This is a genomic window from Streptomyces sp. NPDC047085 (assembly GCF_040643735.1).
Lineage (GTDB): Bacteria > Actinomycetota > Actinomycetes > Streptomycetales > Streptomycetaceae > Streptomyces.
On the sequence record NZ_JBEYUW010000008.1, the window covers coordinates 33345 to 59759 of the forward strand.

Annotated in this window: 21 protein-coding genes; 4 read left to right on the forward strand and 17 right to left on the reverse strand. The window is 72.3% G+C overall.

What is annotated here, in order from left to right:
- Window positions 1-53: 53 nt before the first annotated feature.
- The 9 genes from ABZ865_RS25520 to rimP form a co-directional block, all read right to left on the reverse strand.
- Window positions 54-1001: a bifunctional riboflavin kinase/FAD synthetase gene (locus tag ABZ865_RS25520; RefSeq protein ID WP_361234676.1), complete on the reverse strand. Its 948-nt coding sequence runs from the start codon at window positions 999-1001 to the stop codon at window positions 54-56.
- Window positions 1002-1197: 196 nt separating this feature from the next.
- Entirely contained in the window at window positions 1198-5058 is a 3861-nt protein-coding gene (locus ABZ865_RS25525) for a trypsin-like peptidase domain-containing protein (RefSeq protein WP_361234679.1), read from the reverse strand.
- Between the two features lie 258 nt (window positions 5059-5316).
- Window positions 5317-6222, reverse strand: a complete 906-nt coding sequence (truB, locus tag ABZ865_RS25530; protein WP_361234682.1) for a tRNA pseudouridine(55) synthase TruB — start codon at window positions 6220-6222, stop codon at window positions 5317-5319.
- Window positions 6219-6671 (reverse strand): 30S ribosome-binding factor RbfA, encoded by a 453-nt coding sequence (rbfA, locus tag ABZ865_RS25535; protein WP_361234685.1) that lies wholly within the window; start codon window positions 6669-6671, stop codon window positions 6219-6221. Before rbfA ends, truB begins: the two co-directional genes overlap by 4 nt.
- Before the next feature lie 42 nt (window positions 6672-6713).
- The gene (locus tag ABZ865_RS25540; protein ID WP_361234688.1) at window positions 6714-7007 is read right to left on the reverse strand and encodes a DUF503 domain-containing protein; all 294 of its coding nucleotides are present in this window, start codon (window positions 7005-7007) and stop codon (window positions 6714-6716) included.
- Window positions 7008-7279: 272 nt separating this feature from the next.
- Window positions 7280-10330, reverse strand: a complete 3051-nt coding sequence (gene infB / locus ABZ865_RS25545) for a translation initiation factor IF-2 (protein ID WP_361234690.1) — start codon at window positions 10328-10330, stop codon at window positions 7280-7282.
- 145 nt (window positions 10331-10475) lie between these two features.
- Window positions 10476-10769, reverse strand: coding sequence for a YlxR family protein (locus ABZ865_RS25550; RefSeq protein ID WP_361234693.1), 294 nt, complete (start codon window positions 10767-10769; stop codon window positions 10476-10478).
- Between the two features lie 101 nt (window positions 10770-10870).
- Window positions 10871-11857, reverse strand: coding sequence for a transcription termination factor NusA (nusA, locus tag ABZ865_RS25555; protein ID WP_361234696.1), 987 nt, complete (start codon window positions 11855-11857; stop codon window positions 10871-10873).
- Window positions 11858-11859: 2 nt separating this feature from the next.
- Window positions 11860-12369, reverse strand: coding sequence for a ribosome maturation factor RimP (rimP, locus tag ABZ865_RS25560; protein ID WP_361234699.1), 510 nt, complete (start codon window positions 12367-12369; stop codon window positions 11860-11862).
- 227 nt (window positions 12370-12596) lie between these two features.
- On the opposite strand from rimP, the gene ABZ865_RS25565 reads away from it, so the two are divergent.
- The 3 genes from ABZ865_RS25565 to ABZ865_RS25575 all read left to right on the forward strand — a co-directional run bounded on the left by ABZ865_RS25565 (window position 12597) and on the right by ABZ865_RS25575 (window position 14631).
- Entirely contained in the window at window positions 12597-13148 is a 552-nt protein-coding gene (locus ABZ865_RS25565; RefSeq protein WP_361234702.1) for a hypothetical protein, read from the forward strand.
- A complete protein-coding gene (locus ABZ865_RS25570; RefSeq protein ID WP_361234704.1) occupies window positions 13145-13657 on the forward strand; it encodes a ferritin-like domain-containing protein in 513 nt (170 codons plus the stop codon). Before ABZ865_RS25565 ends, ABZ865_RS25570 begins: the two co-directional genes overlap by 4 nt.
- A 65-nt stretch (window positions 13658-13722) precedes the next feature.
- Complete coding sequence (locus ABZ865_RS25575) at window positions 13723-14631, forward strand: aminoglycoside phosphotransferase family protein (RefSeq protein ID WP_361234707.1); 909 nt, start codon at window positions 13723-13725, stop codon at window positions 14629-14631.
- Window positions 14632-14740: 109 nt separating this feature from the next.
- On the opposite strand, the gene ABZ865_RS25580 is transcribed toward ABZ865_RS25575, so the two are convergent.
- The 7 genes from ABZ865_RS25580 to ABZ865_RS25610 all read right to left on the reverse strand — a co-directional run bounded on the left by ABZ865_RS25580 (window position 14741) and on the right by ABZ865_RS25610 (window position 24212).
- On the reverse strand, window positions 14741-16444 hold the full coding sequence (locus tag ABZ865_RS25580; protein ID WP_361234710.1) for a proline--tRNA ligase: 1704 nt from the start codon (window positions 16442-16444) through the stop codon (window positions 14741-14743).
- An 89-nt stretch (window positions 16445-16533) separates the two neighbouring features.
- A complete protein-coding gene (locus ABZ865_RS25585) occupies window positions 16534-17064 on the reverse strand; it encodes a GNAT family N-acetyltransferase (RefSeq protein ID WP_361234713.1) in 531 nt (176 codons plus the stop codon).
- Window positions 17065-17084: 20 nt separating this feature from the next.
- Entirely contained in the window at window positions 17085-17933 is an 849-nt protein-coding gene (locus tag ABZ865_RS25590) for a GNAT family N-acetyltransferase (protein WP_361234716.1), read from the reverse strand.
- 222 nt (window positions 17934-18155) lie between these two features.
- On the reverse strand, window positions 18156-19313 hold the full coding sequence (gene ispG, locus ABZ865_RS25595; RefSeq protein WP_361234719.1) for a flavodoxin-dependent (E)-4-hydroxy-3-methylbut-2-enyl-diphosphate synthase: 1158 nt from the start codon (window positions 19311-19313) through the stop codon (window positions 18156-18158).
- Between the two features lie 170 nt (window positions 19314-19483).
- Window positions 19484-20785: a site-2 protease family protein gene (locus tag ABZ865_RS25600; protein WP_361234722.1), complete on the reverse strand. Its 1302-nt coding sequence runs from the start codon at window positions 20783-20785 to the stop codon at window positions 19484-19486.
- A complete protein-coding gene (dxr, locus tag ABZ865_RS25605) occupies window positions 20782-22053 on the reverse strand; it encodes a 1-deoxy-D-xylulose-5-phosphate reductoisomerase (RefSeq protein ID WP_361234725.1) in 1272 nt (423 codons plus the stop codon). The genes ABZ865_RS25600 and dxr overlap by 4 nt, the downstream gene beginning before the upstream one ends.
- A gap of 221 nt (window positions 22054-22274) precedes the next feature.
- Window positions 22275-24212, reverse strand: coding sequence for an acyl-CoA dehydrogenase family protein (locus ABZ865_RS25610; protein WP_361234728.1), 1938 nt, complete (start codon window positions 24210-24212; stop codon window positions 22275-22277).
- A 434-nt stretch (window positions 24213-24646) separates the two neighbouring features.
- On the opposite strand from ABZ865_RS25610, the gene ABZ865_RS25615 reads away from it, so the two are divergent.
- On the forward strand, window positions 24647-25660 hold the full coding sequence (locus tag ABZ865_RS25615) for a LacI family DNA-binding transcriptional regulator (protein ID WP_361234731.1): 1014 nt from the start codon (window positions 24647-24649) through the stop codon (window positions 25658-25660).
- A gap of 205 nt (window positions 25661-25865) precedes the next feature.
- On the opposite strand, the gene ABZ865_RS25620 is transcribed toward ABZ865_RS25615, so the two are convergent.
- Complete coding sequence (locus ABZ865_RS25620) at window positions 25866-26282, reverse strand: hypothetical protein (protein ID WP_361234734.1); 417 nt, start codon at window positions 26280-26282, stop codon at window positions 25866-25868.
- Window positions 26283-26415 lie beyond the last annotated feature (133 nt).

A 26415-nucleotide genomic window follows, 5' to 3' on the forward strand; every position in this document is an offset into this window, starting at 1 on the left:
GCGGCCGGTGCTCACCGCACCGGCCGCCCTTCGCGTTTCGCTCTTCCTGGTTCCTACGCGTCCGCCGCCACGATCTGGCGGCACCGCTCGACGTCCTTGGCCATCTGCTCCAGCAGGGCCTCCAGCGACTCGAACTTCGCCTGGCCACGGACGTACGCCAGAAAGTCGACAGCGACGTGCAGGCCGTACAGGTCCAGGCCGACGCGGTCGATGGCGTACGCCTCCACCGTGCGCTCGGTGCCGTCGAACTGCGGGTTCGTGCCCACGGAGATCGCGGCCGGCATGGCCTCGCCCTCGACGTGGAGGTAACCGGCGTAGACGCCGTCGGCGGGGATGCAGGTGTGCGGCAGGGTCTCGACGTTCGCCGTGGGGAAGCCCATCTCACGGCCGCGCTGGGCGCCGCGCACGACGACGCCCTCGACGCGGTGCGGGCGGCCCAGGATCTCCCGGGCGCCGGCCACGTCGCCCTCGGCGATGAGGCGGCGGGTCAGGGTCGAGGAGAACGGCTGCCCACCGCCCGCCTCTCCGGTGACGTACAGGTCGATGATGTCGACCTCGAAGTCGTAGATCTTGCCCTGCTCGGCGAGGAAGTCCACGTTGCCGGCCGCGCGGTGGCCGAAGCGGAAGTTCGGGCCCTCGACGACGGCCTTGGCGTGCAGCTTGTCGACCAGGACCTTGACGACGAAGTCGGCCGGCGACAGCTTCGAGAACTCGGAGGTGAAGGGGAGGATGAGGACCGCGTCGACACCCAGCTCCCCCATCAGCTCGGCCCGGCGGTGGTGCGGGGCCAGCAGCGGCGGGTGGCTGCCGGGGCGGACGACCTCGCTGGGGTGCGGGTCGAAGGTGACCACGACGGCCGGGACGCCCAGCCGGCGGGCGCGATCGACGGCATGCTTGATGATCAGCTGGTGGCCGCGGTGGACGCCGTCGTAGGAACCGATGGTGACGACGCTGCGCCCCCAGTCCTGGGGGATGTCCTCCAAGCCACGCCAGCGCTGCACTGTGACCGCTCCTCGAACCTGTGTCCGTGTCTACCGTTGACCTCTTGTGCAGGTCTAAGGGTGCCATGCCGGGTGCCGTCGGCCCTCATCGGCATGGAGGCTGTGACCGGTCGCACGTTCGCCTCCGGCCCGTACGACGGCGGCTCAGGCCCGTACGACCGCTGCTCACGGCGGCTCGAGCCTGTGCGGCGGTTGCTCATGCCGGTACGCGAATCCCCGCGAGGTTCTCGATCATGCGACGGGTGCTGGGGCCCACGACGGCCGCCCAGGCGTCCGGGGTGTCGGTCAGCCAGCGGGCCACCCGCGCGGCGAAGCCGGGCACGTGCCGGGCCAGGTCGACCAGGCCGCGGTCGAAGCGGGTGGCGCCCTCGGGGGTACGGACGAGGAGCAGGCCGGTCCGGTGCACGAGCCCCCGGACCTCGTCGTCCCGAGCGGACTCCGCCTCCCCGCCCTCGGCCTCCCCACCTTCCCCGCCCTCGCTTCCCTGCCTGACCGCCGTGTGCAGAACCGCCATCAGGACCGCGGGGTCCCGCTCCTGGGCGAGCAGGAGTTCCAGCAGTTCTCGGCGCAGGGGGCTGGAGGCCGGTGACCCGGAGGCGGCGAGCACGGCGGCGAGGGCCGCACGGACCTGTCCACCGCCGTCGGCCTGTCCGGAGCCGTCCTCGAGGAGGCCGCCGACCAGCGGCAGCAGCGCGGTGCGGATCGTGGGGCCGTGCTCCAGGAGGCGGCCGACGTACGCGGCCACGTGCCCGGCGATCTCGGGCCGTGGCGCGACGGTCTCGCGTACGAGGGCGGTGACCCGGCGGGCCAGCGGCGGGCCGGCGGTGGTGGTCAGGTCGGCAAGCGTGCGCAGTGTCGCTCCGGTGTCTGGCCCACCGCGCAGGCGGGCGCGGAAGGCTTCCAGGACCGGTTCGGGATGGGTGGTCAGGGCCGGGGCCAAGGCGTCCGGCGGGACCTGTGGATCGCCCTCGGCGAAGTGGCGTAGCGCCTCGGTCAGGTGCTGGACACGGGTCTGCGGGTCGCGGACCAAGAGGGCGAGGGCGCCGCCGTGCAGGGTGCTGTCGGCGGGGCGGGCGAGCAGGGCCTGGGCGGCGTAGCGCAGCAACGCACGGTCGGCCGCCGAGCGGGCGTGCGGGGCGGCGCGCAGCCCGAAGGCGAGGGCGGCCACCCGGCGGGCGGGGCGCTCGTCGTGCGCCCAGCGGTCGACGGCCCGGCACACGGCCGAGGGCTCGTCCTCGGCGAGCACGGCGAGCAGTTCGTCGGCCCGCCGGTGGGCGCTCGCCACCAGCGCCTCGGTGAGGTCGTCCAGGGCCCCGTTCCGGTGCGTGTGCAGCAGCGCCTGCGCGGCGGTCGCCACGGTGGCGTGCGGGGTCGCGGGCAACGGCCGCTCGTCGTCGAACCAGCGCGTGAGCAGCGGCTGTACGGCGGCGGGGGCGGCCGCCAGCAGCCGGGCGACGGCATCGAGATACCGCTCACCCAGGGCCTCGGCGGCACGGTCGCCTCGGCTCCCCGCTGCGGCGGTCCCCGGCCCACTCACATGCGCCTCGCTGCCATCGGACCAGCCTGCGCGCCCACCCGCACACTCACGCCCACTCCCCTCTCCCGGCCCCACCGGCGTCCCGTCCGCCAGGATCAGGCGCTGGAGCAGGGCGAAGCGTTCGGTGTCCGGGAGGGGCACCGTGGACCAGAAGGCGGGGGCGAAGTCGGGCGGTACCGGGCGGCGGGCGTGGCGCCAGGTGACGATGCGGTCGGCCAGGAGGCGCAGCACCTCGCGGTACGGCGTCGCGTCCGGTACCTGGAGCAGGGTCCGGGAGAGCAGGCGGGCCGCCCACCAGGAGGCAGGGTCCAGGTCCAGGGCGTCGGCCAACTCTCGCAGTCTGAAGGACAGTCGGCGGGTGCCGTACTCGCGGCCGAGGAGGAGCAGGGACTGGACGACCGGACCGACGCGATGGTGCGGCACGGGCAGCGGGTGGGCGCCCTGGGGGCTCCGGGGGCGATGGACCAGGGCGTGCAGGGCCTCGTCCAGGTCGAGGTGCATGCCCTGGATCCAGTCGGCCAGTTCCTCGTACGCGAAGCGGTAGCCGCCGCCCGCCGGAACCAGGAGGCCCTCGGCGAGCACGGCGGACGCCCAGCCGGAGCCGCCGCCGAGCCGGGCCGGGGCGGGCCCCCACGGGAACACGGACTCGAAGGACTCCCGGTCGAGCGTGCCCTGCCCGGGGCCGAGGCTGCGCCGGACGGCCTCGTGCACCTGCCCGGCCACCCGGGCGGCGAGCCGTCGTACGGCCGTGCCGCGCAGGCCGTTGGCGGCGGCGAGCCGGACCGCGACGCGCAGGCACATCAGGTCGAGGTGGGCGGCGAACACGTCGTGCCGGTCGAGCCCCTGGGCCGCCGGGGCGTCAGGCAGAGCCGAGCGGACCTCGGACAGGAGGCGCAGGGTGAGCGGATGGCGGGCGTCGCGGTCGATGAGGGTGCCGTCGGGGATGCCGTAGCGGGTGCGGGCCCGGCGGGCCTCCTCCGGGGCGAGGTCGGTCAGCCGTACGCAGGGCGGGAGCGGGGCGACGTCGTCGGCCGGGGTGTGCAGGAGGTCCGCGGGGAACTCGGCGCCCACGTGCTCCCAGTACTCCTCCCGGCAGGCCACCACCAGCCGCACCCCGGTCTCCCGCAGCCACGCGGCGGTCCCCTCGGTCCACTCGCGCAGCCGGTCGGCGAGGACGGGCGGCATCTCCTCGGGACCGTCGAAGAGGAGCAGCAGGGGACGGCCGGCGCGTTCCGCGAGACGGGCCAGGCGCTCGAGCGTGAGGTCGCCCAGGGCAGCCAGGGCACCTGGGTCGGCTGGGCCCGCGGAGCGGGACGCGGCGACGAGACGGGCGGCTCGGTCGAGGGTGCGGCGGGCCACGTCGGCCACGCAGCGGTCGGCGTCCCGCAGGTCGGCGCCGCGCAGCCACAGCGTGGGGGCAGGCCGCTCGCCCCGGTTGCGGCGGGCGGCGAGGGCCGCGAGTTCGGCCGTACGACCGCTGCCCGGGGCGCCGACGAGACCGAGCACGGCGCGGGAACCCTCACCCTCGGCGAACGCCGCCAACTCACGCGCCACGGCGGCTCGTTCGATCGGCTCCATGACTCCGGGGCCCGTGCCGCCGGCCCGGCCGGCGGAGCTGGCAAGGGCGCCGGGCGGGCCGTCCTGGCCCACGGAGGTGGCGGTCAGTTCCAGGACGCCGGCGAGGTTGAGGTCGGCGCCGTAGGCGGGCACGGTGGCCTCGTTGCGGGCGAGCAGTTCGGCGAGGGCGCGATCGGCGACCGTCGGCTCATCTGCCGGGGAGCGCACGGGAGTCGGGGTGCGCAGGGGCACCGCGAAGCCGGCGTCGCGCTGCGCGGTGTGCAGGGCGGTGCCCAGGACGCCGAGCACCGCGCCGGTCCGCGCGTCCAGTACCGGTCCGCCGGCCGCGCCGCCGCCCAGCCTGAGCGCGTCCCGGCCCGCTGTGCCGATCGCCAACTCCAGTGCGTCATCGAGGAGATGGAAGCGGTCCGTGGCGGTGTACGTCACCTGGGTGGCGGCCAGCACCCGCGCCTCGCGCCAGCAGCCCGCGGCGATCCTGACGTACGTGCCGGCCTCGATCCGCTCCCGCACGGTCAGCGGGAGGGGGTGTACGCCCAGGCCCTCGGTGCGGACGAGGGCCAAGCCGCGCGCGGGCAGCGGGACGACGGCGTCGGCCCCGACCACGCACGTCCGTCCCCCCGCGGCGTGCAGCACGACCCGGGCGAGGCCGTCGACGGCCTCGTGGCTGGTAAGGAGGGTGCCGTGGTGGTCGGCGAGGAAGCCGATGCCCCGGGGACGGCCGGCGAGGTCATGGATCTGGACGAGGGCCTGGGCACGGATCGCGTCGAAGGCCGCAGCATCAGCGGGGGCCGCAGCGCTGTCATGGGTCGCGCCGCTGTCGGGGGCCGCAACGCCGGCGTCGGCATCGCGGAAGGCGTCGGCGCCGCAGCTGCCTTCGGCGTGGTGGGTGGCGTCCCTCGGTGTTCGGTGGCCGCTTTCGGACTGTCGGACTCGTCCCGTCATTGCCGCACCTCCCCGCCCGTACCCACGCGCCCTCATCATCGACGGTAGGCGGGCGGTGATCAGCGGGACAGCTCACGATGCGAAAGCGCCCCCTTCCGCTCCCCCGGTTCACTCCGAGCGCCTGCCCGGTCGGGTGAATAGGAGGGGGCGTCTGGATACACCCTAGGGGTGGGGGAACCGAGGGGGGACCGTGGAGCGGCGGCAGTGGCAGTACCCCGTGGCCGCCGCTCCACGGGCAGACACCCGTACGGATCCTGGTCAGCCGAAGACGGCCACGCTCTTCGCCTTGCCCTTGTGCTCCTCGACGAGCGCGAGGAATCGGCCGTCGGGGCCGAACACCGCGACCGGGCCGGCGCCCGCGTACTCGTCGGGCATCTCCAGCCGCACACCGTTGGTGAGCAGCCGGGCCCGCTTGGCGTCCACGTCCCAGCGCGGGAACGCGGCCGTGGCGGCCTCGGCGATCGGCATCACGGTCAGCTCCTGCTGGAGCTGGTCGAGCGTCTTCGCGGAGTCCAGCTTGTACGGCCCCACGCGCGTCCTGCGCAGCGCGGTGAGGTGGCCGCCGACACCGAGGTCGGCGCCCAGGTCGCGGGCGAGGGCGCGGATGTAGGTGCCGGAGGAGCAGACCACCGAGACGACCAGGTCGAGCACCGGGGTACCGTCCGCGGCCACGGCGTCCCGGACGTCGTACACCGTGAAGGAGGACACCGTCACCGGGCGGGCAGGGATCTCGAAGTCCTCGCCCTCGCGGGCCCGCTTGTACGACCGTACGCCGTCGATCTTGATGGCGCTGACCTTGGACGGCACCTGCATGATGTCGCCGGTCAGCTTGGCGATGCCGGTGTCGATCGCGTCCCGGGTCACCTTGGAGGCGTCGGTGGAGGAGGTGACCTCCCCTTCGGCGTCGTCGGTGATCGTGTTCTGGCCCAGGCGGACGGTGCCCAGGTACTCCTTCTCCGTGAGGGCGAGGTGCCCGAGGAGCTTGGTCGCCTTCTCGACGCCGAGGACGAGGACGCCGGTCGCCATGGGGTCGAGGGTGCCGGCGTGGCCGACGCGGCGGGTTCGGGCGATCCCGCGCATCTTGGCGACCACGTCGTGCGAAGTGAAGCCCGACGGCTTGTCGACGATGACGAGGCCGTCGGGCGGGGTGGGCTTGCTGGTCATTCCGTGGTGTCGTCCGTCTCGTCCTCGGAGCCCGGCTTCTTGTACGGGTCCGCTTCACCGGCGTACGCGGCGCCGGCGGACGCCTCCCGAACGGCCGCGTCGGACTGGCGGGCCCGGTCGAGGAGGTCCTCGATGGTCCGGGCGGTGTCCGGCAGGGCGTCCGCGACGAAGGTGAGGGTCGGCGTGAACTTCACGCCGGCGGCGCGGCCGACCTCGGAGCGCAGGATGCCCTTGGCGCTCTCCAGGCCCGCGGCAGCGGCCTTCCGCTCCTCGTCGTCGCCGTAGACCGTGTAGAAGACGGTCGCCTCCCGCAGGTCACCCGTGACCCGGGTGTCCGTGATGGTGACGTGCGAGCCGAGCCGCGGGTCCTTGATCCCGCGCTGCAGCTTCTGGGCCACCACCTCTCGGATGAGGTCCGCCAGCCTTTTCGCCCGCGCGTTGTCGGCCACTGGTCCGTCTCCCGTTCTGTTTCTTCTTCTTGCGTTCTGTGGTCAGTCGTCGTCGCCGTGGAAGCGCCGTCGCACGGACAGCAGCTCTATTTCGGGGCGGGCGGCGACCAGCCGTTCGCACCGGTCCAGTACGTCGGTGAGGTGGGCCGCGTCGCCGGAGACCGCCGCGAGGCCGATGATGGCCCGCCGGTGGAGGTTCATGTGGTCCACCTCGGCCGCGCTCACGGCGTACTTCCGCTGGAGTTCGGCGACGATCGGGCGGACGACGGAGCGCTTTTCCTTCAGCGAGTGGACGTCGCCGAGGAGGAGGTCGAAGGACAGAGTCCCCACGTACATGTGTGTAGCCGGTTCACCCGCCGGTACGGGATCGGTGGCCCCGGGGCCGTGCGGCCGGGACACCAAGAACGGTACCGCGTACCTGCCGGTGGCTCGACAGGGTTTCCCTCGGCACCGTTTGCTGTGCTGGGTGCCCGGGGTCCGCCCCCAGACCCCCGCCAGGGACTCGCCCGTGGACCCCGCCTCGCAAGCGGGGTCCGGGGGCGGAGCCCCCGGAACGGCGTGCTGGCCGACGGAGCCGAAGCCCCGCCGGCCAGCACGAACCGTAGGCGTTACGCCCGCGGCTTCTCCCGCATCTCGTACGTCGCGATGACGTCGTCGACCTTGATGTCGTTGAAGTTGCCGAGGTTGATACCGCCCTCGTAGCCTTCGCGGATCTCGGTGACGTCGTCCTTGAAGCGACGCAGGCCCTCGATGTTGAGGTTCTCCGCGACCACCTTGCCGTCGCGGATGAGGCGGGCCTTGGTGTTGCGGCGCACCTCGCCGGAGCGGATGAGGACACCGGCGATGTTGCCCAGCTTGGACGACTTGAAGACCTCGCGGATCTCCGCCGTACCGAGCTCGACCTCTTCGTACTCCGGCTTGAGCATGCCCTTGAGGGCCGCCTCGATCTCCTCGATCGCCTGGTAGATGACCGAGTAGTACCGGACGTCCACACCCTCGCGCTCGGCCATCTGCGCCGCGCGGCCGGCCGCGCGGACGTTGAAGCCGATCACGATGGCGTCGGAACCCATCGCCAGGTCGATGTCGGACTCCGTGACCGCACCGACGCCGCGGTGCAGGACGCGGATGTCGACCTCTTCGCCGACGTCCAGCTGGAGCAGGGAGGACTCCAGGGCCTCGACGGAACCAGAAGCGTCACCCTTGATGATCAGGTTCAGCTGCTGGACCTCGCCGGCCTTGAGCACCTTGTCCAGGTCCTCGAGGGACACGCGGCGCGTGCGCTTCGCGAAGGCCGCGTTGCGCTCACGGGCGGCACGCTTCTCGGCGATCTGACGGGCCGTACGGTCCTCATCGACCACCAGGAAGTTGTCACCCGCGCCCGGGACGTTGGTCAGACCCAGGACCTGGACCGGCGTCGACGGGCCGGCCTCGGCGACGTTGTTGCCGTTGTCGTCGAGCATGGCGCGGACTCGGCCGTAGGCGTCGCCCACGACCATCGTGTCGCCGACCCGCAGCGTGCCTCGCTGGACGAGGACCGTCGCCACGGCACCACGGCCGCGGTCGAGACGGGACTCGATCGAGATGCCCTGCGCGTCCTGGGCCGGGTTGGCCCGCAGGTCGAGCGAGGCGTCGGCCGTGAGGATCACGGCCTCCAGCAGCGAGTCGATGTGCAGACCCTGCTTGGCGGAGATGTCGACGAACATCGTGTCGCCGCCGTACTCCTCGGCCACCAGGCCGTACTCGGTCAGCTGACCGCGCACCTTGGTCGGGTCGGCACCCTCGACGTCGATCTTGTTGACCGCGACGACGATCGGGACGTCGGCCGCCTTGGCGTGGTTGAGCGCCTCGACCGTCTGCGGCATGACGCCGTCGTTGGCCGCGACGACCAGGATCGCGATGTCGGTCGACTTCGCACCACGGGCACGCATGGCGGTGAACGCCTCGTGACCCGGGGTGTCGATGAAGGTGATCTTGCGCTCTTCGTCGTTGACCTCGGTCGCGACCTGGTAGGCACCGATGTGCTGGGTGATGCCACCGGCCTCGCCCGCGATGACGTTCGTCTTGCGGATGGCGTCGAGCAGACGGGTCTTACCGTGGTCGACGTGACCCATGACGGTGACGACCGGCGGACGGACCACCAGGTCCTCCTCGTCGCCCTCGTCCTCGCCGAACTCGATGTCGAAGGACTCGAGCAGCTCGCGGTCCTCCTCCTCGGGGCTGACGATCTGAACCTCGTAGTTCATCTCGCCCGCGAGGAGCTGCAGCGTCTCGTCGGAGACGGACTGCGTGGCCGTGACCATCTCGCCGAGGTTCATCATGACCGCGACGAGGGACGCCGGGTTGGCGTTGATCTTCTCCGCGAAGTCGGTGAGGGAGGCACCGCGCGACAGGCGAATGGTCTCGCCGTTGCCGCGAGGCAGCATCACGCCGCCGACCGACGGGGCCTGCATGGCCTCGTACTCCTGGCGCCTCTGCCGCTTCGACTTGCGGCCACGACGCGCGGGACCGCCGGGACGGCCGAAGGCGCCCTGCGTGCCACCACGGCCACCGGGACCGCCGGGACGGCCACCGAAGCCAGGACGGCCACCGCCGCCACCGCCGGGACCACCACCGGGACGGCCGGCGAAGCCGCCGCCACCGCCACCCGGACCCGCGGGACGACCGGCGAAGCCGCCACCGCCACCCGGACGACCGGCGAAGCCGCCGCCCGGACGACCGCCACCGCCACCGGGACGACCGCCGCCACCGGGACCGCGGCCGCCGGGGCCACCGCCACCGGGACGCGGGCCGGCAGCGGGACGCTGCGGCATCATGCCGGGGTTCGGACGGGGACCGCCGCCGGGACGCGGACCGCCACCGGCACCCTGCGGACGGGGCATGCCGGCGGGCGACGGACGGGGACCGCCCGGAGCCTGCGGACGCGGACCGCCGCCCTGGGCGCCGGGCGCCTGCGGACGGGGACCGGCGCCGGGGGCACCGGGACCACCCGGACGCGGGCCGCCCTGCGGGCGCGGGGCCTGCGGACGGGCCATGCCGGTGGAGCCACCGGAGGTGAAGGGGTTGTTGCCCGGGCGCGGACCGGCCGGACGGGCACCCGGACGCGGGGCCTGGCCACCGGCGCGCGGGGCACCCTGACCCGGACGGGCCTGACCCTGGCCGGGAGCGGCCGGACGGCCGCCGGGCTTCGGGGCACCCGGACGGGCACCGGGACGCGGACCCTGGGCGGCCGGAGCCTGCGGGGCCTGGGCGGCCGCCGGAGCGGTGAACTCCGGGGCGGCCGGGGCCGGACGCGGCGCGGGCTTCGGACCCGGAACCGGACGCGGACCCGAGGCAGGCGCCGCGGGGGCCGACGGAGCGGCCGGCTGCTGGGCAGCGGGCGCCGTCGGAGGCTTCGGGGCCGCCGGCTTCGGGGCAGCCGGACGGGCCGCCTGCGCCGGAGAGGGCGCGGCGGGCCTGGGGGTCGCCTTGCGGGGGGCGGGCTTACCGGCGGCCTTGCCGGAGCCACCCTGGAAGGCGTCGGTCAGCTTGCGTACTACGGGCGCTTCGATGGTCGAAGACGCCGAACGGACGAATTCACCGAGTTCCTGGAGCTTGGCCATGACGACCTTGCTCTCGACACCGAACTCCTTGGCGAGTTCGTAGACCCGGACCTTAGCCACTTCGCTCCTTTGAGGTCCGGGTTGAAGCCGGACCGTCGCTAGTTCATGGGCGTACTCATCGCGTACTCATCGAGTGCTCATCGCAATCTCGACCTGCTTTCGACTCGCGAGGTACCAGGCCGCACGGGGTTCCGTACGGCACGTCTTACGGTGTTGCGTCAGCAACTGTCGTCTGCTCGACGTACTGGCGCAACGCCTTTGTGTCGAGCGCTCCCGGGGCGCGCAGTGCCCGCGTGAACGCCCGGCGGCGCACCGCCTGGTCGAGACAGACCGGAGCCGGGTGTACATAGGCACCCCGGCCGGGCAGCGTACCGCGAGGATCGGGGACGCATGTGTCCTCGATCACCACGATCCGCAGCAGATCCTTCTTGGCCGCCCGCTCCCGGCACCCCACACAGGTACGTTCAGGGCGTGCTCCGGCATGCGTCCGGCCAGACACCGTTAAGTCTACCTCCCCGTACCGACCTCACCCCTTTGGGGCAATGATCGAACAGTTGCCGTGCGTGTGCGCCTCGTATCCAAGCGGCCATCGGCCTGGATCTATTCCCCGGTCTGCTCCGTGTCGGGCCGGATGTCGATCCGCCAGCCGGTGAGCCGGGCAGCGAGCCGGGCGTTCTGGCCTTCCTTGCCGATCGCCAGCGACAGCTGGTAGTCCGGCACGGTCACCCGGGCGGACCGGGAGGCGAGATCCACGACCTCGACCTTGCTCACCCGAGCGGGTGACAGCGCGTTCGCCACCATCTCCGCCGGGTCGTCCGACCAGTCGACGATGTCGATCTTCTCGCCGTTCAGCTCGGCCATCACGTTGCGCACCCGTCCGCCCATCGGGCCGATGCAGGCGCCCTTGGCGTTCAGACCCGAACGGGTGGACCGTACGGCGATCTTGGTGCGGTGACCGGCCTCGCGGGCGATGGCCGCGATCTCGACCGAGCCGTCGGCGATCTCCGGCACCTCCAGGGCGAAGAGCTTCTTCACCAGGTTCGGGTGCGTACGGGAGAGGGTCACGGAGGGACCGCGCACGCCCTTGGCCACCCGGACGACGTACGAGCGCAGCCGCATGCCGTGCGGGTAGGCCTCGCCGGGGACCTGCTCCTGCACGGGCAGGATGGCCTCCAGCTTGCCGATGTCGACGAGCACGTTCTTCGGGTCGCGGCCCTGCTGGACCACGCCGGTGACGATGTCGCCCTCGCGGCCGGCGTACTCGCCGAGCGTCGCGTCGTCCTCCGCGTCGCGCAGCCGCTGCAGGATCACCTGCTTGGCCGTGGTGGCCGCGATGCGGCCGAAGCCGGACGGGGTGTCGTCGAACTCGCTGGGCTCCTGGCCCTCCTCGAGGTCCTCAGGGTCCTCCTTCGCCCACACGGTCACATGCCCGGTCTCCCGGTTGAGCTCCACGCGCGCGTGTCGGCGGCTTCCCTCGGTGCGGTGGTAGGCGATGAGGAGGGCCGACTCGATCGCCTCGACCAGCAGGTCGAAGGAGATCTCCTTCTCCCTGACCAAGCCCCGCAGGGCGCTCATGTCGATGTCCACGGCTACGCCTCCTCCTCTTCCTTCATGTCCTTCTTGTCCTTGCGGCTGAACTCGACCTGCACGCGCGCCTTGGCGATCTCCGGGAAGCCGAGCCTGCGGGTCGTCGCCTTGCGGCCCTTGACGCCGGGCACCTCGAGGTCCAGGCCCGCGTCGTCGACGTCCAGGATCCGCGCGACCAGTTCGCCGCCCTCGGTCAGCTGGAACTTGACGAGCCGGTCCACGGCGCGCACGAAGTGCCGGTGCTCGGTGAGGAGGCGCTCCGCGCCGGGGGTTCCGACCTCCAGGTCGTACGCGGCGTCACCCATCGCGTTGGTCTCGTCGAGCTTCGCCGAGAGCGCGCGGCTCACATCGGCGATGGCGTCCAGATCGGCTCCGGTGTCGGAGTCGACGACCACACGCAGCACCCGCTTGCGTCCGACGGAGTCCACGGCGATCTCTTCGAGATCCAGCCCCTGGGAGGTGACGAGCGGTTCCAGCAGCTCTCGCAGCCTCTCGCTCTGGGTGGTGCTCATCCGGGTGACTCCTCGGCCGCGTGTGCTGTTGTGGGATGGGTCGCGTGTCTGGTCAAAGGGTATCCGGTCGCGGGGAGTGATGGCGTCCTCCGGCGCCCGGCCGCGTCCGGACGGTGCCGGTGATCGGTGCCGGACCGGAGCGCGGGTACGGTGATCACGGGCGTGCCGCCCCCGGTCTCCCCCACGTCCGGTCATCCCTTCGTACGAGTGCCCCGAGGACGCCTGTCGTGCCGTACCCTCCGCCGCCGCGTACCCCCTCGGGGCCGCGCAGAAGATCCCTGCTCGCCTCGGCCGCCGCCGGGGCCGCCCTGCTGGTGGGCTGCTCGGCCGGCCCCGATTCCGATGACGGCGGCGGCAGTTCGTCGGTGTCCGCCCGGGCACGCGCGCGTGCGGCCCACGACAGCAGGGACCTGCTCGCGCGGTACGACGCCGTGCTCGCCGCCCATCCGGCCCTGGCGGAGCGGCTGCGGCCGCTGCGCGCGACGGTGGCGGCGCACGTGAAGGCGTTCGGCGACGGCACGGCCACCGGCTCCAAGTACCCCACTACGTCTCCCAAGGCCGCCCCCGAGGCGTCCGCCACGGCGTCCCGGGCGTCCGCGCCGTCCGCGCCCACGGCCGAGAAGGACGCACTCGCCTGGCTCGCCACCGCCGAGCGGCTGCTCGCCGACCGGCGGGCGAAGGACCTGCTGGAGGTGCCGGGCGAACTGGCCCGGCTGATGGCGTCGGTGGCGGCCGCCGGGGCCACGCACACGTACCTGCTGACCGAGGGGGCCAAGTGAGCGACGAGACCAGACAGGCTCAACTGACCGCGCTGCAGGCGGCGCTGGCCGCGGAGCACGCGGCGGTGTACGGGTACGGCGTCGTCGGCGGCCGGATCGGCGCGCCGCGGCGCACCGAAGCACGGGCGGCCTACGACGCGCACCGGGCCCGCCGGGACGCGCTGGTGCGCGAGGTGCGCGACCTGGGCGGTGCGCCGGTGGCCGCGAGCGCCGCCTACGCGCTGCCGTTCCCGGTGGCGGACTCCGCATCCGCGGTGCGGCTCGCCGCCGAGTTGGAGGAGCGGATCGCCGGGGTGTACGCGGACCTGGTGCGGGCGACGACGGGCGCGCGGCGCGCTTCGGCGGCCGCCGCGGTGCGTGAGGCAGCGGTGCGGTCGGTGCGCTGGAGCGGGGAGAGCGTAGCCTTCCCTGGGCTCGCCGAGCGGGCCGGTGACACGGCCGGACGGGCCGGTGCGGCCGGTTCTACGGCTCCGACGGCTCCGACGGGCGCCGCGTCCCCGACGGCGTGACGCCCGGCAGCACCGGTACGGCAGAGCCCGTACGGCTCATTCAGGAGGAAGGGAACGACTCGCGCATGGCTTTCGAACCGCCGCAGCGCCTGGTGCGGGCGCTCGGGGAGACGGCACCGGCCGGGGACGACTGGCTGGCGCGGCTGCCCGAGACGGCCGAACGGGCCGTCGCCCGGCGCGAGTTGACCGTGGAGCGGGTCCAGGTGCCGGGCGGGCGCAGCAGCCTGGTGGTGCTGGTCCGGCGCGCGGACGGCAGCCCGGCGGTGCTGAAGCTGGCCCCCGCCCGGGCCCGGCCGGAGAGCGAGCGGGCGGCGCTGGCGCACTGGGGCGGCCTGGGCGCCGTACAACTGCTGGAGACGGATCCCGAGGACGCCGCCGAGGGCGTGCTGCTGCTGGAGCGGCTGCATCCGGACGTGTCGGTGCGGTCGCTGCCGGAGGCCAAGGCGCTGCTGGAGGCGGCGGGGACGCTGCGGCGGCTGTGGGTCGAACCGCCGGGCGGTCATCCCTTCGAGACGGTAGCGGAGCGCACCGGGCGGCAGGCCGAGGCGATGCGGGCGAGCGTGCTGGCCGAGCCGGAGGCGGCGCCGCTGGTGGACGCGGCGCTCGCGGCCCGTGCGGAGCTGCTGGCCGCGCCGCCCGAGCACCGGTTGCTGCACGGCACGTTCCGGCAGAGCAAGGTGCTGGCCGGGGAGCGGATGCCGTGGCTGGCGGTGGGTCCTGACCCGGTGGCCGGTGAGTGCGCGTTCGATCTGGCGCGGCTGGTGCGGGACCGGGTGGAGGACCTGATCGCCGCGCCGTCCGGTCCGGCCACCACCCGGCGCCGGATCAAACGGCTCGCGGAGTCGCTGGAAGTGGACCAGGAACGGCTGCGGGGCTGGACGCTGTTCCGGGCGGTGGAGTCCGGCGTGCGGGCGCTGCGCGTGGGGCGGCCGAAGGACGCGGAGCTGTTGCTGGAGTTCGCCACGTGGCTGTAGGCCGCGGCGGAGCCGCGTAGCGGGGCGTTTTCAGGGCGTGGCGGAGCCGCGCCGCGCGACGGCCCCGCGCCCCTTCCGGGGTGCGGGGCCGTGCTCCGTGATCAGAGGGTCAGGCGGTCAGGCGCGCGATCGCGTCCTCGACGGTCAGCTCCTCGCGCTCACCCGTCTTGCGGTCCTTCAGCTCCAGGACGCCCTCGCCGGCGCGGCGGCCGGCCACCAGGATCTGCGGCACGCCGATCAGCTCGGCGTCGGTGAACTTCACGCCCGGGGAGACGCCGGCCCGGTCGTCCACCAGGACGCGGACGCCGGCGGCGGCCAGCTTCTCGGAGACGTCGAGGGCGACCTCGGTCTGCAGGGCCTTGCCGGCGGCGACGACGTGCACGTCGGCCGGGGCGACCTCCTTGGGCCAGCACAGGCCCTGCTCGTCGGCGGTCTGCTCGGCGAGCGCGGCGACGGCGCGGGAGACGCCGATGCCGTAGGAGCCCATGGTGACGCGCACGGGCTTGCCGTTCTGGCCGAGGACGTCGAGCTTGAGGGCGTCGGCGTACTTGCGGCCCAGCTGGAAGATGTGGCCGATCTCGATGGCGCGGTCCAGCTTCAGGCCGGTGCCGCACTTCGGGCAGGGGTCGCCCTCCTGGACCACGACGACGTCCACGTACGCGTCGACCTCGAAGTCACGGCCCGCGACGACGTTCTTGGCGTGCGTGTGCTCCTTGTTGGCGCCGGTGATCCAGGCGGTGCCGGGGACCACGCGCGGGTCGGCGATGTACTTCACCTTCTCGCCCCGGCCCTGCGGGCCGACGTAGCCGCGGACCAGGTCGGGGCGGCCCGCGAAGTCCGCCTCGGTGACCATCTCGACGACCGCCGGGGCGAAGTGCGCCTCGACCTTGCCCATGTCGACCTCGCGGTCACCGGGCACGCCGACGGCGACGATCTCGCCGTCCACCTTGACCAGCAGGTTCTTCAGCGTGGCGGAGGCCGGGACGCCGAGGGAGGCGGCCAGGGTCTCGATGGTCGGGGTGTCGGGCGTGGGGATCTCCTCGAGCGCGGGCACGGCCGAGCCGTCCACCGGCTTGAGCTCGTAGGCGACCGCCTCGGTGTTCGCCGCGAAGTCGCAGTTCGGGCAGTCCGCGAAGGTGTCCTCGCCGGCCTCGGCCGGGGCGAGGAACTCCTCGGACTTGGAGCCGCCCATCGCGCCGGCGGTGGCGGCGACGATGCGGTAGTCGAGGCCGAGGCGCTCGAACGTGCGCCGGTAGGCCTCGCGGTGCAGGGCGTAGGACGTGCCGAGGCCCTCGTCGTCCAGGTCGAAGGAGTAGGAGTCCTTCATCAGGAACTCACGGCCGCGCAGGATGCCGGCGCGCGGGCGGGCCTCGTCACGGAACTTGGTCTGGATCTGGTAGAGGATCACCGGCAGGTCCTTGTAGGACGTGCACTGGTCCTTGACCAGGAGGGTGAAGATCTCCTCGTGGGTGGGGCCGAGGAGGTAGTCGCCGCCCTTGCGGTCCTTGAGCCGGAACAGCTCCTGGCCGTACTCGTCCCAGCGGCCGGTGGCGTCGTAGGGCTCACGCGGCAGCAGGGCGGGGAGCGAGACCTCCTGGGCGCCGATGGCGTCCATCTCCTCGCGGACGATCCGCTCCACGTTGGCGAGGACCTTCTTGCCGAGGGGCAGCCAGCTCCAGATACCGGCGGCGGTGCGGCGGACGTAGCTGGCACGGACGAGGAGCTTGTGGCTGAGGACCTCGGCGTCCGCCGGGTCGTCGCGCAGCGTCTTCGCCATCAACTGGGACATGCGCTGGACCGGTGCGTTCGCCATGGTTCTCGTACTCCTGCCGGGAAAGGGTGATGGCATGGAGGTTAGCCGGGCTGGCTGTTCCGGCGGAAATCGGTTATGGACGGCGTGGCCTACCGCCGGCGCAGCGGGAGCGGGGCGCCCATCACGGCGTACGGCTTCGGGGCGCTCGGGAAGTGGACCTGGCGGGCCAGGTCGATGTAGCCGAGCGAGTGGTAGAGGCCGCGTGCGGGGCTGTCGGTGTCGATCGCGGAGAGGATCGAGCGGGGTTCGGCGGCGGAGTCGGTGATCGTGGTGATCAGGCGGCGGCCGATGCCCCGGTTCTGGTGGCGGGGGTGGACGTGCAGCTCGGTGATGACGAAGGAGTCGTCGAGCCAGTACTCGTTGTTCTGGGCGCGGAGGTAGGGCTCCACGACGGTGGACCACCAGTGGGTGCGGCTGTTGGGCATGCCGTAGACGAAGCCGATCAGGCTCCCCCGGCTGGTGGCGCCGAGGGCTCGGGCGCCGGGGTACTGCATGTGGCGCTGGACGATCTGGCGGCGTACGGCGACCTCGTCGGGGCCGAGCCCGAAGGCCAGCGCCTGGACGGCGAGGGCCTCGTCCACGTGGGCTGCGAGGTCCAGGGGGCCGATGACGAGGTCCATGCCGGGAGCGTACAGGGGCTTCAGAACAGCACGCTCATGAAGGCGCCCACCTCTTGGAAGCCCACGCGCGCGTACGTCCTTCTCGCCGCCGTGTTGAAGTCGTTGACGTAGAGGCTGACGACCGGGGCCACGTCCGCGAGGGCGTAGCGGAGGACCGCCGCCATGCCCGGGGCCGCCAGGCCCCTCCCCCGGTACTCGGGGGCGACCCAGACGCCCTGGATCTGGCAGGCCTGGGGCGTCGCCGCCCCGATCTCCGCCTTGAAGACCACCTTGCCGTGGTCGTCGAGGCGGGCGAAGGAACGGCCGGAGCCGACCAGCTCGGCGACGCGGGCCTGGTACAGGAGGCCGCCGTCGCCGGCCAGCGGGGAGACGCCGACCTCCTCGGTGAACATCGCCACGCACGCCGGCATGATCGTCTCCATCTCGTCCTTGCGGATGCGGCGGACGTACGGATCCGGGGCGATGTCGGCGGGCATGCGGTCGGTGACCATGAGGGGCTGGTGGGAGCGGACCTCCCGGGCCGGGCCCCAGTGCGGTTCCAGCAGGCGCCACAGCTGCGCGGTGGGCTCGGCGGGGCCGACGATCGAGGAGCAGCGGCGCCCGGCCCGGCGGGCGCGGTCGGCGAAGGCGCGCACGGCGCGCGGGGTGGCGCAGATGGGAACGAGGTTGGCGCCCGCGTAGCAGAGGGACGTGAGCATGCCGTCCTCGTACCAGCCCCACATCTCGCCGCCGAGCCGCCACGGGTCGAGGCCGGCGACCTGGACCCGGGCGGTCACGAAGGCGTTGTGGACCGGCTCGCGGTCGAGGACGGCGAGCGCGGCGTCAAGGTCGCTCGGACCGAGCACCCTCGAGGTGGTCTGGGTCAACACGTGCGGGGCCTCACGCTGCGGGTTCTGCTGATCTCCGCACTATAGCTGCGCTGCTTTTGCGGTGCGCCTTCTAGCTCGGGGGCTGGGGTTTGCCTGGCGGGTGCGGGTTTGTTGTGGTTGCTCGCGCCCACGCGGCGGAGCCGCATGTCGATACAGCCCCGCGCCCCTTTCGGGGCGCGGTCGTCCACCGGGGCTGGAAACAGACCGTGACCGGAGCGGAGCTCAGCCCGCGACCGACACCGAAGGTTCGCCGGAGGCGACGCCCTCGTCCTGCATCTGTTCGGCGAGCTTCATGGCCTCTTCGATGAGGGTCTCGACGATCTTGGACTCGGGGACGGTCTTGATGACCTCGCCCTTGACGAAGATCTGGCCCTTGCCGTTGCCGGAGGCGACGCCGAGGTCGGCCTCGCGGGCCTCGCCGGGGCCGTTGACGACGCAGCCCATGACCGCGACGCGCAGCGGGACCTCCATGCCGGTGAGGCCGGCGGTGACCTCTTCGGCGAGCTTGTAGACGTCGACCTGGGCGCGGCCGCAGGACGGGCAGGAGACGATCTCCAGGCCGCGCTGCTTGAGGTTCAGGGACTCCAGGATCTGGAGGCCGACCTTGACCTCCTCGGCGGGCGGGGCCGAGAGGGAGACGCGGATGGTGTCGCCGATGCCCTGGGAGAGGAGGGCGCCGAAGGCGACGGCGGACTTGATGGTGCCCTGGAAGGCCGGGCCGGCCTCGGTGACGCCGAGGTGGAGGGGGTAGTCGCACTGGGCGGCGAGCTGGCGGTAGGCCTCGATCATGACGACCGGGTCGTTGTGCTTGACGGAGATCTTGATGTCGCGGAAGTCGTGCTCCTCGAAGAGGGACGCCTCCCACAGGGCCGACTCGACCAGGGCCTCGGGGGTCGCCTTGCCGTACTTCTGCAGCAGGCGCTTGTCGAGGGAGCCGGCGTTGACGCCGATGCGGATCGGGGTGCCGTGATCCTTGGCGGCCTGGGCGATCTCCTTGACCTTGTCGTCGAACTGCTTGATGTTGCCGGGGTTCACCCGGACCGCGGCGCAGCCGGCCTCGATGGCCGCGAAGACGTACTTGGGCTGGAAGTGGATGTCTGCGATGACCGGGATCTGCGACTTCCTCGCGATGGTGGCGAGGGCGTCGGCGTCGTCCTGGGTGGGGCAGGCGACGCGGACGATCTGGCAGCCGGAGGCGGTCAGCTCGGCGATCTGCTGGAGGGTGGCGCCGATGTCGGACGTACGGGTCGTGGTCATCGACTGGACCGAGACGGGCGCGTCTCCGCCGACGGCCACGGATCCGACCTGGATCTGCCGGCTCTTCCGGCGCTCGGCGAGCTTGGTCGGAACGGACGGCATGCCGAGAGAAATCGCAGTCATCTGCTGTGCAACCCCAAGTCGTGGATCAGGATCCGGTCCCGTGCAACGGCGGGCTCCAGGCTCTGAGATTACGGCACCGGCCCCGGCGCCAGCACACCCCACCCGGGAAACCCACTCTATGGAAGGCGGCCCGGAACGCGGGATTCCGGGCCGCCCTGAACGCGAGATGGCTAGGAGATTTTCACCGGGTTGACCACGTCGGCGATCAGCACCAGGACGGTGAAGCAGACGAAGATCCCGGCCACCATGTACGCCACCGGCATCAGCTTGGCCACGTCGAACGGGCCGGGGTCGGGCCGGCGCAGGACACGCGCGACGTTGCGCCGCAGGGACTCCCACAGGGCGCCGGCGATGTGGCCGCCGTCGAGCGGGAGCAGCGGGAGCATGTTGAACAGGAACAGGGAGAGGTTGAACCCGGCGAGGAGGAACACGAAGTTCGCCAGTTGCTGGGAGGCGGGGATGTCCAGCGTGGCGATCTCGCCGGTGATGCGGGCGGCGCCGACGATCCCCACCGGGGAGTCCGGCTCGCGCGGGCCGTCGCCGAAGGCCGCGTCCCACAGGGCGGGGACCTTGCCGGGGACGGCGACGAGGTTGTCGACGGCGTCCCCGACGCGGTCGGTCATCCAGGTCACGGAGTCGCCGAAGTCCAGCCTGTCGACGCCGGTGGCGGGGCTGAAGCCGAGGAAGCCGGCCGGGACGTAGCCCTTGACGTAGTTGCCGTGGGAGTCCTTCTTCGCGACCAGGTTCGTCGTGATCTTCGCGTGCAGGGTCGTCTCCTGGCCCTTGCGGTCGACGACGATCGCGACGTTCTTCCCGGCGCTCTTGCGGATGAGGTCCGAGAGCGTGTTCCAGTCCTTGGTCGGCACGCCGTCGAAGGAGACGATCTTGTCGCGCGCCTTCAGGCCGGCCTGCTGCGCCGGGGAGACCGGGTCGGACTTCTTGCAGGTGTCGCGGTGCGCGCTCTGCGCGATGGAGCACGGGGAGACGGAGGAGACGGTGGTGGTCTGCCGCTCGACGCCGAAGCCCATCAGCACGGTGAGGAACAGGCCGATCGCCAGCACCAGGTTCATGAACGGGCCCGCGAACATGACGATGACCCGCTTCCACGGCTTGCGCGTGTAGAACATGCGCGTCTCGTCACCGGGCTGGAGCTCCTCGAAAGCCGCCGAGCGGGCGTCCTCGATCATGCCGCGCCACGGGGAGGTGGAGCGGGCGGTGACCCGGCCCTGGTCGTCGGGCGGGAACATGCCGATCATGCGGATGTAGCCGCCGAGCGGGATGGCCTTGATGCCGTACTCGGTCTCGCCCTTGTTCCGCGACCAGATGGTCGGGCCGAAGCCGACCATGTACTGCGGGACGCGGATGCCGAAGAGCTTGGCCGTGGACAGGTGCCCCAGCTCGTGCCACGCGATGGAGATCAGCAGGCCGACCGCGAAGACCACTATGCCGAGGATGAACATCAAGGTCGTCATGCACGCGCCTCCGCGGTCGCCGTCGTGGCTGTCAGTTCGCGGGCCCTGGCCCTGGCCCAGGTCTCCGCTTCGAGGACGTCCGACACCGTGAGTGAAGTTCCCGCGGCCGGGGTGCCGTGTTCCTCCACCACCCGGACGACGGTCTCCATGATCCCGTTGAAGGGCAGCGCGCCGCCCAGGAAGGCCTCGACGCACTCCTCGTTGGCCGCATTGAACACCGCCGGGGCGGTGCCCGCGAGCTGCCCCACGTGCCGGGCGAGGTTCACCGAAGGGAAGGCCTCGTTGTCCAGCGGGAAGAACTCCCAGGTGGAGGCCTTGCTCCAGTCGAAGGCGGGCGCCGCGTCGGGAATGCGTTCGGGCCAGCCCAGACCGATGGCGATCGGCCCGCGCATGTCGGGGGGCGTCGCCTGGGCGATCGTGGAACCGTCGGTGTACTCGACCATCGAGTGGACATACGACTGCGGGTGGACGACCACCTCAATGCGGTCGAAGGGAATGTCGTAGAGCAGGTGCGCCTCGATGACCTCCAGGCCCTTGTTGACCAGGGTCGCCGAGTTGACCGTGATGACCGGGCCCATCGCCCAGGTGGGGTGGGCGAGGGCGTCCTGGACGCTGACGTTCGCCAGCTCCGCCTTGGTGCGGCCGCGGAAGGGGCCGCCGGAGGCGGTGACGACCAGCTTGCGGACGTCGGCGCGGGTGCCGGCGGCGAGGGACTGGAAGAGCGCGGCGTGCTCGGAGTCGACCGGGATGATCTGGCCGGGCTTGGCCAGCGCCTTGACCAGCGGGCCGCCGACGATCAGCGACTCCTTGTTGGCGAGCGCGAGGGTGCGGCCCGCCTCCAGTGCGGCGAGGGTGGGCGCGAGGCCGATGGACCCGGTGATGCCGTTCAGCACCGTGTGGCAGTCGGAGGCGGCGACCTGGGTGGCCGCGTCCGGTCCGGCGAGGATCTCGGGCAGCGGCTCCCCGGCGCCGTACTCGGCGGCGAGCGCCTCGCGCAGGGCCGGTACGGCGTCCTCGCGGGCGACGGCCACGGCCCGCACCCGCAGCCGGCGGGCCTGCTCGGCGAGGAGGGCCACGCGGGAGCCGTTCGCGGAGAGGGCGGTGACCCTGAAGCGGTCGGGGTTGCGCAGCACGAGGTCGATGGCCTGAGTGCCGATGGACCCGGTGGAGCCGAGGATCACCACGTCCTTCGGGCCGTCGCCCGCGAGGGCGTCGTACACGAGGTGCGGGTCGGCGAGCGGGGCGGGGCTGGCGGGACTGTCGGTCATCCCCCCATTGTGGCCGCTGCCGCCGGCCGTCAGGACAGCGCGTCCCTCGGGCGAGTGGGTTAACAGCATTCGTCGCCGGATGACGCCGGATGAAGCGGTTGCCCCTTTGTGAAGTATCGGTGAAGATCAGCGGGCCCTTCAGGACCCAGCCCCGGACCTGGGCACCTGGGGCGGCTGAGCCCCAGGTGCGCGCAGGGGTCCGCGGGAGTCCGCGGGGGCGGTCAGGCGTCGTAGGGGCGCCGTTGGTTCTCCCGTGTGGCCGGGCCCGGGGTCGCGTCGGCGATCCAGGGGCCGTCCTCGGAGGGGTCGATGATGCCCTCCTCCAGCCAGGTGTAGGCCCCGCCGAGCACGCCCTTGACCACCTTGCGGTCCAGGTCGTCGGTGTTGGCCCACAGACGGCCGAAGAGTTCCTCGACCCGGATGCGGGCCTGGCGGCAGAAGGCGTCGGCGAGCTGGTAGGCCTCGCGGCCGTGCTCGCCCTCGACGCGCAGCCGCTCGGCCCGTACGCAGGCCGCGCTCATCGCGAACAGTTCCGCGCCGATGTCCACGATCCGGCCGAGGAAGCCCTGCTTGGTCTCCATCCGGCCCTGCCAGCGGGACATGGCGTAGAACGTGGAGCGGGCCAGCTTGCGGGCGTGCCGCTCGACGTAGCGCAGATGCCCGGAGAGGTCGACTCCGTGCTTGAACTCACCGTAGGCCGACGGCAGTTGCCCGGGACCGGCGACCAGCTTCGGCAGCCACTTGGCGTAGAAGACGCCCGCGCTCGCGCCCGCCTTCGCCTTGTCCGAGAGGGTCTTGTCGGGATCGATGAGGTCGCCGGCGACCGAGAGGTGGGCGTCGACGGCCTCGCGCGCGATGAGCAGGCGCATGATCTCGGTGGAGCCCTCGAAGATGCGGTTGATGCGCAGGTCGCGCAGCATCTGCTCGGCCGGCACCGCGCGCTCGCCGCGGGCCTTGAGGGACTCGGCGGTCTCGTAGCCGCGGCCGCCGCGGATCTGGACCAGTTCGTCGGCCATCAGCCAGGCCATCTCGGAGCCGTAGAGCTTGGCGAGGGCGGCCTCGATGCGGATGTCGTTGCGGTCCTCGTCGGCCATCTGGGAGGACAGGTCGAGGACGGCCTCCAGGGCGAAAGTGGTGGCCGCGATGAAGCTGATCTTGGAGCCGACGGCCTCGTGCAGCGCGACCGGCTTGCCCCACTGCTCGCGCTCCGCCGCCCACTCGCGGGCGATCTTCAGGCACCACTTGCCGGAACCGGCGCACATCGCGGGCAGCGAGAGCCGTCCGGTGTTGAGGGTGGTGAGCGCGATCTTCAGGCCCGCGCCCTCGGGGCCGATGCGGTTGCCGGCCGGGACCCGCACCTGGTGGAAGCGGGTGACGCCGTTCTCGATGCCGCGCAGGCCCATGAAGGCGTTGCGGTTCTCGACGGTGATGCCCTCGGACGCGGCCTCCACGACGAACGCGGTGATGCCGCCCTTGTGCCCCTCGGACTTCGGCACCCGCGCCATGACGACGAGCAGGTCGGCGACCACCCCGTTGGTGGTCCACAGCTTCACCCCGTCGAGGACGTAGTCGTCGCCGTCCGGTACGGCCGTGGTGGCGAGGCGGGCCGGGTCGGAGCCGACGTCCGGTTCGGTGAGCAGGAACGCCGAGATGTCGGTGCGGGCGCAGCGGGGCAGGAAGGCGTCCTTCTGCTCCTGGGTGCCGAAGAGCTTCAGCGGCTGCGGGACGCCGATCGACTGGTGGGCGGAGAGGAGCGCGCCGACCGCGGGGCTGACCGAGCCGACGAGGGCGAGGGCCTTGTTGTAGTAGAGCTGGGTGAGGCCGAGACCGCCGTACTTGGGGTCGATCTTCATGCCGAGGGCGCCGAGTTCCTTGAGGCCGGCGACGACCTCGTCGGGGATGCGGGCCTCGCGCTCGATGCGGGCGGAGTCGAGTGTGGACTCGCAGAAGGCGCGCAGCTTGGCGAGGAACTCCTCGCCGCGGAGCACGCTGTCGGGGTCCGGGAGCGGGTGGGGATGGATGAGGTCGAGCCGGAAGCGTCCGAGGAACAGTTCCTTGGCGAAGCTGGGCTTGCGCCAGTCCTGTTCCCGGGCGGCCTCCGCCACCTGGCGGGCCTCTCGTTCGGTGACGGTGGTGCGTTGGGTGGTGGGGGCGGACATGAGGCTCACCTCGCCGCGAAGAGGGATGATTGCGGACTGTCGTTACCGACCAGTGCTACTGGATCGTTGGTACCCGAAACGGGCCGACACCACCACCCCTCGCGCGACCCTTCAGCGCACGATCGGTCGATGTCCGGCCGGTACGACGTCGATGTCCGGCCAGCACGACGGGGTGCCGACATGGTGGCGACGTGGCGCCGGCGGGCGCGGTCCGCGACGCCGCGGCGGGGGTCCATTCGGGTGACGCCGTGTCCGCCGCCGCCCTGCGGTCACCGCCTCCCCGACAGGTTCGGCGCTCTCGGCCAGGAAGTGTCGAAGCGCTTCGACACCTATGGACACTCACTCGCGCTGAAGGTATTGTCAAGGCACCCCACACTCGCCCCTGGTCGGCAATGCGCCAGTGTCGAAGCGCTTCACATAGCTTGGAGAGCCGGATGGTCACCCTCGCCGAGGTCGCCCAGCACGCCGGAGTCTCGGCGAGCACGGTGAGCTATGTCCTCAGCGGCAAGCGGTCCATCTCCGCCACCACCCGGCAGCGCGTCGAGCAGAGCATCCGGGAGCTCGGCTACCACCCGAACGCGGGCGCCCGCGCCCTGGCGAGCAGCCGGTCGAACATCATCGCGCTGATGATCCCGCTGCGCACCGACATGTACGTGCCGGTGATGATGGAGATCGCCATCGCGGTGGCCACCACGGCGCGCACGCACGGGTACGACGTCCTGCTGCTCACCGGCGAGGAGGGCCCCGACGCGGTGCGCCGGGTCACCGGAAGCGGTCTTGCCGACGCGATGATCCTGATGGACGTCGAGCTGGAGGACGAGCGGCTGCCGCTGCTGCGCAGCACCGACCAGCCGTCCGTACTGATCGGCCTGCCCTCGGATACCACCGGGCTGACCTGCGTCGACCTGGACTGGACCGCGACGGGCGCGCTGTGCGTGGAGCATCTCGCGGGGCTCGGTCACCGTGACATCGCCGTCATCGGCGAGGCCCCGGCCGTCTACGAACGGCACACCGGCTTCGCCGAGCGCACCCTCGACGGGCTCCGCTCCCGTACCCGCGCGACGGGCGTCAGGGTGCTGCACCGCCCGTGCGAGGGCGGGTACGACGCGATGGCCGTGACCCTGGCCCGGATCCTCGACGAGCGCCCCGGCACCACCGGGTTCGTGGTGCAGAACGAGTCGGCGGTGGAGCCGCTGCTCGCGCTGCTGCGCCAGCAGGGCCGGGCGGTGCCGGAGGACGTGTCCGTGGTCGCGATCTGCCCGGACCAGGTCGCCGTGCAGGCCTCGGTGCGGCTGACCTCGGTCGCCATCCCCGCGCAGGAGATGGGCCGGCACGCCGTGGAGCACCTGGTGGCCAAGCTGGACGGGCGGGGCCCCGACGAGGTCGTGCTGATCGCGCCCGAGCTGACGTTGCGGGCGAGTTCGGGACCGGCGCCCGCCGCGTCCTGACGTACCCCTTGCCTCGACCGTGCGGGATTGCCTCGTCCCTGCGGGGCACACCGCTGCCTGCCCCTCCACGACCTCCACCTCAGCCTGCACGGCCCCCTGCACCTCGCGCACCTCGGCTTCTCCGGCCGGGATCCTCACCCCGGTCCCTCATCGCCCCTGGCACAGCCGTGAACAGGAACGGCCGGAGCCCCGCACCCACTCCGAGTCAGGACCGCGTGGCACGCAGCGCCGTGTACTGCAGTGCCGCGAAACCGCCGACCGTGACGGCCTGCAGCGGGATCCACACCGCGCCCGCCACCGTCGGCGACAGCCAGGCGGCGAGTGCGATCAGGCTGACCGCGGCCCATGTCACGTTCGCCTCGATGACGGCACGGACCGGCAGTACCGGCGGGCTCTTGCGCGTGGCGAGGATTCCGACGCCCGCGCCATAGAGCGTCAGGAAGACGCCGAGTCCCAGCAGCAGCCCTTGGCCCATGCCGAGGAATCGGCCGAGTGGCCCGGAGGCGGCGAGATAGGCCAGTCCGTTCCCGGTGGTGGTGACCGCGTCGAGGGCGAGGAAGCGACGCAGCATGGTCTGCGGCTCGGAGGTGCGGGTCAGGGCGGCGAGCTGAGGAGCGGTCATGACGGATCGGCCTCCGTGGGCGTCGGGGTCCCGTGGGATGGTCTGCCAGAGCCTCGGGCCGGAGTGCGCCCGCCCGAGGCTCTGGCAAGGACCACTCTGCCCGGCGGGCTCTGGACGGTCGATTACGTCAGAG